The 1,220-nt window shown below is 32.1% G+C and carries 1 protein-coding gene; it reads right to left on the reverse strand.

Features of this window, described 5'->3' with window-relative positions; translation table 11 throughout:
- Positions 1-6: 6 nt before the first annotated feature.
- Complete coding sequence (locus HG1285_RS00835) at positions 7-1,179, reverse strand: IS110 family transposase (protein ID WP_008289549.1); 1,173 nt, start codon at positions 1,177-1,179, stop codon at positions 7-9.
- Positions 1,180-1,220: the final 41 nt, after the last annotated feature.

Below are 1,220 nucleotides of genomic sequence, written 5' to 3' on the forward strand. Positions count from 1 at the left end.
AGGGAGTCAAGTATTAGAAATTAAAGAAGGATGATTAAAAAATTGCCTATTAGAAAGCATAGCAAATATGACACGAACCAGCTTATTAACAACAGCAATCATAGCCTTTTTTCTGCTTTTGAACTGCTGATACTTTCTTCTATAATACTCTCTAAAAATTTCGTTCCACATAACAACACCAGTAGCCATCTGATAAAGAATATTTCTCAAAAAAGGATTGCCCTGCTTAGATATACTCATTCTAACCTTCCATTTACCAGATTGCTTAACAACAGGGTCTGTTCCAGCATAACTTATAAGCTTTTTAGCATTCTCAAATCTGCTTATATCCTCTATTTCTGCAATAAACCTACAAGCAAGCCTTTCAGAAATACCAGCAATAGAAGAAACAATTTCTATATCATCACAAAAAAAATCCTTCATCATATCAGTAAAAACAGATTCAAGCTCTTTAAGCTGATTTTCAAGGAAGAAAAGTCTTTCAATATCAGCTTTAAGAGAAACCTTCAAGGCAACATTATTAACACCAACAGAATTTTTAGCCAAAAGGATAAGCTCATCAGCAGATATAGAGACCTTTCTACCAATTGGAGTATAAAGAAACTTATTAATCTCATTTACATTAGCATTGGAAATATCAAACGCAGAAGGATAATAAAGGAGCAAATTAAGGATAGCTTTAGAGAAAATATTTACACGTTTAGAAAGCTCAGGGAACAAAACATCAATATGCTGATTAATTTGAGTTTTAGTTTTAGCAATATCTTTAGATATGGAATCAATTTTACGGGCAATAAGTTTAAGAGAATCAGAAGGGGAATAAGGTTTAAGGTTGTTAGATTCATATTTAGTAAAGAGTGCAATAAAGAAAGCATCCTTAGAGTCAGATTTAGAAGGGTTATTAGGGGATTTAAAATTTATGAACTTATGAACAGCTTTAGGATTAACAACATACACAGGAAAGTTATTAGAGACAAGGGAATAAACCAGAGGCAGATGATAACGGGAAGAGGATTCAACAAGTACAAGAGGATTATCAAAAGAGGAAATCAATTTAAGGAAATTAGCAAAACCATCTTTAGATACAGGGAAAGAACCTTGTTTAATAATTTTTTCAGTTTCATCAATGACACAGAAATTAAAGGAGTTTTTAGACATATCAATGCCAATGTAGTGCATGACAACACCTCCTTAGTTGAATTTTTAAAGTCCCTCATAAC

It is taken from the genome of Hydrogenivirga sp. 128-5-R1-1, from assembly GCF_000171895.1.

What these genes read in the sequence shown, in the direction of transcription:
- HG1285_RS00835 (WP_008289549.1), bottom strand. Translation starts at nt 1,179, where the DNA reads ATGCACTACATTGGCATTGATATGTCTAAAAACTCCTTTAATTTCTGT.